2 protein-coding genes and 1 pseudogene are annotated in these 8,103 nt (G+C 59.8%); 2 read left to right on the top strand and 1 reads right to left on the bottom strand.

Annotated elements, in window-relative coordinates:
* Together ACM6JQ_RS13310 and ACM6JQ_RS13305 are read left to right on the top strand one after the other, a co-directional pair.
* Nucleotides 1–1,321 (top strand): annotated as a pseudogene (locus tag ACM6JQ_RS13310) (hypothetical protein); the annotation flags it as partial.
* Between the two features lie 548 nt (nt 1,322–1,869).
* Nucleotides 1,870–2,229, top strand: a complete 360-nt coding sequence (locus ACM6JQ_RS13305) for a DUF6124 family protein (RefSeq protein ID WP_008083868.1) — start codon at nt 1,870–1,872, stop codon at nt 2,227–2,229.
* A gap of 193 nt (nt 2,230–2,422) precedes the next feature.
* Here the strand turns inward: ACM6JQ_RS13305 and ACM6JQ_RS13300 are convergent.
* A partial coding sequence (locus ACM6JQ_RS13300; RefSeq protein ID WP_414893970.1) for an Ig-like domain-containing protein occupies nt 2,423–8,103 on the bottom strand: 5,681 nt, incomplete at its 5' end.

Below are 8,103 nucleotides of genomic sequence, written 5' to 3'. Positions count from 1 at the left end.
CATCTTGAGTGGCGTTGCCGCAGCCGGGCGAGACGTGGAAGTGCTCGACGGTGCGGTTATCAAAGGTAAAGAGACTGCCGATGGAGTAACCGGCATCTGGAGTCTGCCCGTTGCAAACCTCAGCAAAACCAAACACAGCTTTACGGCCAGAGATCTGGAGCAACCGAGCCTCGTGTCGGCAGCGAGGACGTTGACGGTGACGGAAGAGCTGCGCGCGCCATTTCTGGTGGAAGCAGCCAGTCCGATTCATCCGCTGGCATATCCACAAGGCGTGACAATGCGGATTGAATTCCCAGCGCAGGTTGACGATAGGGCGCAGTTGGTTCATGTGAATGCAGTGGACGGGGCACCGCCGTTCGAATTAAAAAAATTCAATGACGACAACCAGGTAAATGAGCCGCTTGCACAAGCATTCTGGATAAATCATCAAAACTCGGTCGTCAGGTTTCTGTGGGATCTGAATCGCGATGGCAGCCCAGCTGGCAAGTCACAAACGATGGAGGTACAAGTCGAAAAAATCGACGCAGGTGACACGCGATTGCCCACTCCCGTAATAGCCGGAAATACAAGCAATTTACTCGACGTCGCTCAACTCCAAAGCACTGATCAATCGACAGTTGCGAATTCGCCTCATACTCCACGAGAAGTACGGTGGTTGCTTTATGAAGGGACAAGCAGAAGTGGCGCGACCGTAAAACTTTATGACCCAGAGAAAGAAACAAGTGATCCGGCATCAGATTTCAGCAAAAAAATCCCCTTGGCCTGGCTGAAAGCTCTGAGTAATGGCACAACATTAACGATGACATTCAGCGTCAACTTCAAGGGTGAGCCCAACCAGGAAGACGCTACCAAGTTTCCGATTCGAACTTACTCCATTCGGGCGACACCGCGCCTTGATGACCTGACGAATTTTGCCAATCACCAGAGAAACGGCTGGGAAAATGGTCCGGTAATTGTTGACCAGAGAGACTGGAGCTATGCCAACTTTCTCGGTCTCACATCGCTGACCAACAGCACCTATACGAACAACTCTGCGGGCGTTGTACTAAAAAAGACCTATACCAATTTGATCCGTGGCAGCACGTATGAATTCAGCTGTCTTGCATCCAACGGAAATCAGCCACCACTTGCACAGCTTTCGTTCAGATCAAACTATGGAGTGATAATAAGCTTCATGTCGCCACCTGCCTCCCAATGGATACCTTATTCATCCACTTTTATTGCGCAGTCCGAACAGATGACTTTCGAGTTCCAGAGCCTTTTGGCTACCGGGTCTGGTAATGACTATTTCTTGACTAACTTGCGCATGAGAGAGGTTTAAACAACTAAACAAGAAAGGAAAAAAGGGGGACGGATTTATTTAACCAGTGATTTAAACAGCGGGGTTGATCGAGGTTTTTCTGTTGACCGGGATGACCCTTTCGCGAGCAAGCTCGCTCCCACAGGGAAACGCATTGAAAATGTGTGCGAGCTTGCTCGCGAAGGGGCCACTGAAGTCAGCGCAAATCGCCTTTTAAACTCCGGCGTTTAAAAGACACCTTCAGACACGCCTTACAGGCTACAAATTCTTGCGCCATTGCCTACAGCTACGCCAGAATCCGCCGGCTTGTGCGCCTTGGGGTCGGGTTCTATTGTGGTGCGGTCGCTGAAGAGTCAGCGATCGGGTTTAGCGACCCAAATCTGTAATAGGTGCATCAGCGCTCCATGCTTTGTGGCAGATTCAATGTCTGCAACTTCGCTATGGTGGCTGTATGCGGGAGACCCTCGGGTCTGCCGGGTGCCTATAACCGGTTCGCTAACCTGCGTACAGCCGCCACCTTCCTGTTTAGCGACAGTTCTGGGCGGCTCCACTCTTATAGGAGCTTCACCATGATCAAACCAACACCCAACCCGCCCGAAACCGATCTCGCCTCCCCCTACGAATCCCTCGATTCAAAAAAGCTCAACGACGCCGCCGAGCGCGCCCTCGACCACTATCTCTGCCCACCCGGCTCCACGCCGCCACCACGCAAAACCCGCCGGATGTACGCCGTGACCGCAGACTTCAAAAATGAAGAACTGCTGGCCGATGCCAGCGAAACACTCGCCTCAGCCAGAACCATCGCCCATGACTTCGCCCACCTCATACCCGCGTCGCAGCGCAGGACGCTGTTGGGGATTGCGCAACTGATCATGCTCGGCGAGCTGGCGGTGAATCGGGTGATGGATAATCTGGAGTTGCCGCAGTAGCGACACGCGCGATGATCGTTCCCACGCTCCTGCGTGGGAATGCCTCAACGGACGCTCCGCGTTCGGCTTTGGAAGGGACGCCGAGCGTCCCGGGCTGCATTCCCACGCAGAGCGTGGAAACGATCACGTCAGGCAGAACAAACCCGCCGTCCCGGTTGTACGGGACAGCGGGTTTTGTCGTTTCAGGCGTCGCTTACACCGTATCCACCTTCAACGAATGATCATTCAACATCCCGCTGATGATCGTCGCCGTGTCATGCCCGCCAGCCACCACCCCGCCCGCCCCCGGCGTCACCCCGTAATGGCTGGCGAGATTCACACCGGCCAGGTCGATGGTCTGGTTCGGCGTCGCGCCGGCCATGGCGCTGACGTCGATGCTGGTAAGGACCGAGGCGCCGCTGCCGGTGACGGTGAAGTGCAGGTAGTCATCCAGCGAGGCGGTGGTGCCGTTCTCGCCTTGCAGCAGTTGCGACAGGTCGAGCTTGTCGGTGCCGGGGGTGAAGTCGGTGATCAGGTCGTGGCCGCTGTTGCCCTTGAGCCACTGGAAGGTATCGGCCCCTGCGCCGCCGGTCATGGTGTTGTTGCCCATGCCGCCGATCAGCAGGTCGTCGCCACCGCCACCGTTGAGGATGTCGTTGCCGAGGCCACCGTTGATGACGTTGTTATTGTTATCGCCGGTGAGGGTGTCGTTGAAGTTCGAGCCGACGAGATTTTCGATGCCGGTCAGGGTGTCGGTGCCGGCGCCCAGGGTGTTTTGCGCACCGAGCAGGCCGAGGTTGACCGTGACCCCGGCCGTGGCGTGGGCGTAGCTGGCGGTGTCGCTGCCAGTACCGCCGTCGAGCAAATCGTTGCCCGGGCCGCTATAGAGCAAGTCGTTACCGGCGCCGCCGTGCAACTCGTTGTTGCCTGAGCCTGCGGTGAGCACATCGTTGCCGTCGCCGGCGTTGATGATGTTGTCGCCGCTGCCGGCCACCAGCACGTCATCCCCCGCGGTGCCGGTGAGGGTGTGGCCGTCCTGATAGCTGATGCTGACGTTGGCGGTGTCGCTGCCGCCATGGTTGTCGTTGGCGGTGTAGCTGCCGTGGAAGTCCGGGGTGATGTCGTGAGCCCCGGCGTAGTTGAGGGTCATGGTCAGCTGGTAGTTTTCCGCCGCGTTGGGGTTACCGCCGCCGGTGGGGTTGGTGATGTTGGTGATGTGGATCTGGTAGACCCCGTCCGACGTCGCGGTGAGGGTTTGCCCATCCGCCAGCGCAATGTAGGCGCCACCGTTGATCGAGTACTCCATGCTGACTTGACCGGCCGCCAGGTTGTGATCGAGGTTGAGGGTTTCGCCCTGGCGCAGGTTGACGGTGATGCGATCTTCATCGTTGGCGTTGCTGTTGGTCACCGCACCGAGATAGCCACTGACCACCAGCACAGCAGTCATGGTCGCAGCGTTGGCGCTGAACGAACTGCGCACGTTGGCCAGGTTCTGGTTGGCGGCGGTGTTGACGTTGGTGCCGGTGAAGTTGATCGCCCCGGTGCCGGTGAAGTCCGCCGCTTTCGAGATCCAGCCGGTGTTGAAACTGGTGGGCGTAGCGTTGAGCGTATCGCCGTTCGGATCGGTGTCATTGGCCAGCAGCAGTTCGCCCGGTACGACAATATTGCCCGAGAGCACGTTGGTGATGACGTGGTCGTCCACCGCCACTGGCGGCGCGTTGGGGATCACTTTCACGGTCAGCGTCGAGCTGGCGAGATCGCCGTCGTTGTCACTGACGGTGAAGCCGATGTTTTCGGTGATGACCACCGCCGTGGTTTTCTGCGAGGTGTAGGTGTAGTCGCCGCTGTCGAGGTTGATCAGCAGTGTGCCGCCATTATTGGTGGCGATGCTCAGCGTGTTGTTGGCGGTGTTGAAGGTGCCGTGATTGATGCCGCCACTTGGCGTCAGCGAGCCTTGGCCGCTGAGGGCTTTCGGGTCGTAGGTGTAGGTGGTGCCGTCGACCACGATGGATTTGATGAAGCCGCCATCGGCGCCGAAGGTGCCGCCCTCGCCCAGCAACGAACCAGTGACCGGCGCGCCCTGCACAGTGCCCGACAGCACCGAGTTGAGTTGATTGAGGTCGGTGACCACCACCGCATTGGTGTTGGTGTGGCTAATGCCGTCATACGCCAGCGGGTCGAGGTTGGCGTTGCTCACGCCGCTGCCGAGGCCGATCGCGTAGTTCTTGATGTTGTTGGCATCGAGGAAGTTTTTCAGCGCGGCTTCGTCAGCGGCGTTGATGTCGCCTTCGTTGGGTTTACCGTCCGAGAAGAAGTAACCGACGTTCTGTGCCCCGGTGAGTTTGCCCGAGGTGTTGAACGCGGTTTGCATGACCGCCACCGCAGCGTCGTAGTTGGTGCCGCCACCCGCCGACAGGCTGGCGAGAATCGTCTTCGCGGTCGCCACATCGACCCATACCGACGTTCTGTCAGTGGCGTTGCTGCTGAAGGTGACGAGCTGGACTTTGACATCGCCAAGGTCGTCGTACTTGTCGAGCAAGGCACTGATCGCCTGCTTGGCCAGGTCCAGCCGCGACAGGCCCGGCACACCCGAGGCGTCGGCCATACTGCCGGAGATATCAAGAACGATGAGCAGGTTGGAATCGATCTCCACTGCCGCCACCGAACGATCCGAGGCCACGGCTTTTGGCACGTCATCAACGATGTTCACCACAAGGGTGCTGGTGGTGCTGTTGCCCAGTGCATCGGTGGCTTTGTAGGTGAAACTTTCGCTCAGCGTGTTCGCCCCGTCGTTGGCGTTCGGGGTGGTTTTCGGTGCAGAAGTCAGCGTGTAGGTATAGGTGCCGTCGGCATTGAGCTGAATCTGCCCATAGCTGCCGGTGGCGCTGCCGACCAACGTGTAAGTGATCGCGCCCGTACCGCCGGTAACTGCGCCGACCAGCGTGCCGGTCGCGGTTTCACCGGTGTTGGTCGGATCGCTGCCGGTGACCGTACCGGCGGCCAGATCCTGGCCGTCCTTGCTCAGGTCGAGGGCTTTTTCATAGACCGTTACGTCCTGATCGACCGAGGCTACCAGCTTGCTGTCGGCAACGTTGATGGTGATGGTCGTGGTGCTTTCATCGCCGTCGCTGTCACGGATGGTGTAGGTGAAAGTGTCAGTGGCGCCCGGTGGGCTCACCGAGTTCGGGTTGCTGTGATAGACGGCGTTGCCGGCCGCATCGAGGGTCAGATAACCGAAGTTGCCATTGATGTTGCTATTGAGGCCGCCAATGGCCGAAGTGCCGGTATTACTGCCGGCGCGCACGCCGACCACTGTCGCCGCGCCATCGGCACCACTGACGTCATTGCCGAGCACGCTGACATTGAGCGTGCCGCCCTCGGCCACCGAGCCGGTGTCAGGTTTGGCGGTCGGCAGGTCATCGATGATGTTGACGTTGATCTGGCCGTTGGCGGTGCTGCCATCGGTATCGGTGGCCACCACGTTGAAGTTCTCGGTGAGGCTGTTGGCACCGTTGGCGGTCGGGTGGGCTTCGTTGTCGACCAGGGTGTAGCTGTAACTGACCACACCGGTGGCCGGGTTGTAACCGGTAACGGTGAAGGTGCTGCCCAGCGGCGAAACCACCGATTGCGGGAAGCCTGCAGCGACACCGTTGGTCACCACGGCGATGCCGCCGACGGTGAGGGTTTGCAGACCATCGAGCGCAGTCACGGTGAAGGTGCCGCTCTGGGTCAGCGCCGGGGTGTCGGGGCTGTTGCCGTCGCTGAGGTTTTTCTCGTAGACGGTGAGTTCGCCGCCATTGACGTCGAGGCCGTTGAGCACCACCGGATCGTCGTTGTTGTGGATGTTCAGCACCAGGTTGGCAGTGCTGGTGTCGCCATCGGCATCGGTCAGGGTGTAGGTGAACGTCTCGGTGCCGTTGCCGCCGCCGTGCAGGTTTTTGAAGTCGGCATCGTTGGGGTTCAGCGTGTAGGTGTACGTGCCGTTGGCGTTGAGCACCAGCGTGCCGTAAGTCCCGGTGAACGTGCCGGCGGTGATCGGCCCGGCATTCGGTCCGGTCGCCACCACATCGGCGCCTTGCACATCGTTGGTCAGCACATTGCCGGTCAGGCTCAGTTGCGTTTCCGAAGCGCTGTTGGCGTTGCTGTCGTTCACAGCTTTTGGCACGTCATCGACGATGCTGACGACAATGGTGCTGGTGACGATGTTGCCGAGCGAATCGGTGGCCTGATAGGTAAAGGTTTCGGTCAGGCTGTTGGCGCCGTCGTCGGCATGTGGCGTGGTGGTCGCCGGCGAGGTCAGCGTGTAGGTATACGTGCCGTTGGGGTTGAGGACGATTTGCCCGTAGTTGCCGGTGGCACTGCCAACCAGCGCGTAACTGATCGCACCGACTGCCCCGGTGACCGAACCGACCAACGTGCCAGACGCGGTTTCGCCGGAGCTGGTCGGGTCGCTGCCGGTGACTGTACCGGGCGCCAGATCCGCGCCGTCCTTGGTCAGGTCGAGGGCTTTCTCGAAGACGGTGACGTCGGTGTCGCTGGTCGCGCACAGCTTGCTGTTGGCGACATCGATGGTGATGGTGGTAGTGCTTTCATCACCGTCGGAATCGCGCACGGTGTAGGTGAACACATCCACTGCGCCCGGGCCGTTCACGACGTTGGGATTGCTGTGGTAGACGGCGTTGCCGTTGGCGTCCAGGGTCAGATAGCCATAGGTGCCGTTGATGTTGCTGTTGAGTCCGCCGATGGCCGAAGTCGAGGTGTCGGCGCCGGCGCGCACGCCGACCACTGCACCGGTTACGGCCGGACCGTCGGCGCCACCAATGTCGTTGTTCAGCACGTTGCCGCTGACCGTGCCGCCCTCCGCCACCGATGCGGCGTCAGGATGGGCGCTCGGCAGATCATCGACGATGTTGACGTTGATCTGGCCGTTGGCGGTGCTGCCATCAGTGTCGGTGGCGACGACGTTGAAGTTCTCGGTGATGCTGTTGGCGCCGTTGGCGTTTGGATGAGTTTCGTTGTCGACCAAGGTGTAGCTGTAACTGACCACGCCGGTGGCGGGGTTGTAACCGGTAATGGTCAACGTGCTGCCGAGCGGCGTGACGATCGATTGCGGGAAGCCTGCGGCCACGCCGCCGGTGACCACGTTGATGCCGCCCACGGTCAGGGTTTGCAGACCGTCGAGGGCGGTGACGGTGAAGGTGCCGCTCTGGGTCAGCGCCGGAATGTTGGGGCTGGTGCCGTCGCTGAGGTTTTTCTCGTAAACCGTCAGTTCGCCGCCGTTGACGTCAAGGCCATTGAGGTAGACCTGATCGTCATTGTTATGGATGTTCAGCACCAGGTTCGCGGTACTGGTATCACCGTCGGAATCGGTGATGGTGTAGGCGAAGGTTTCCGTGCCGTTGCCGCCGCCGTGCAGGTTTTTGAAGTCGGCGTCGTTGGTGTTGAGGGTATAGGTGTAAGTGCCGTTGGCATTGAGCACCAAGGTGCCGTAAGTACCGGTGAACGTGCCCGGGGTGACCGGTCCGGTGGGAACGCGGTCGGCGCCTTGCACATCGTTGGTCAGAACGTTGCCGGTCAGGGTCAGCAAGGTTTCCGAGGCGGTGCCGGTGTTGCTGTCATCCACGGCTTTTGGCAGGTCATCGACGATATTGACGTCGAGGGTGGCATTGGCGGTGGTGCCGTTGTCATCGACCACGGTAACGGCGAACTGCTCAGGCAGATTGTTCGCACCGTTGGCGTTTGGATGCGCTTCGTTATCGGCCAGGGTGTAGCTGTAGCTGACCACGCCGGTGGTGGCGTTGAAACCGGTGATGGTCAGCGTGCTGCCCAACGGCGTGGTGACCGATTGCGGGAACCCTGCGGCCACGCCATTGGTGACGACAGCGATGCCGCCGA

Origin of the sequence: Pseudomonas sp. IT-232MI5 (assembly GCF_949767845.1) — a bacterium.
Taxonomy (GTDB): Bacteria; Pseudomonadota; Gammaproteobacteria; order Pseudomonadales; family Pseudomonadaceae; genus Aquipseudomonas.
Note: the sequence above shows the minus strand (reverse complement) of the source record. Positions and strands in the feature narration are given on the sequence as shown.

What these genes read in the sequence shown, in the direction of transcription:
- ACM6JQ_RS13305 (WP_008083868.1), top strand. Translation starts at nt 1,870, where the DNA reads ATGATCAAACCAACACCCAACCCGCCCGAAACCGATCTCGCCTCCCCC.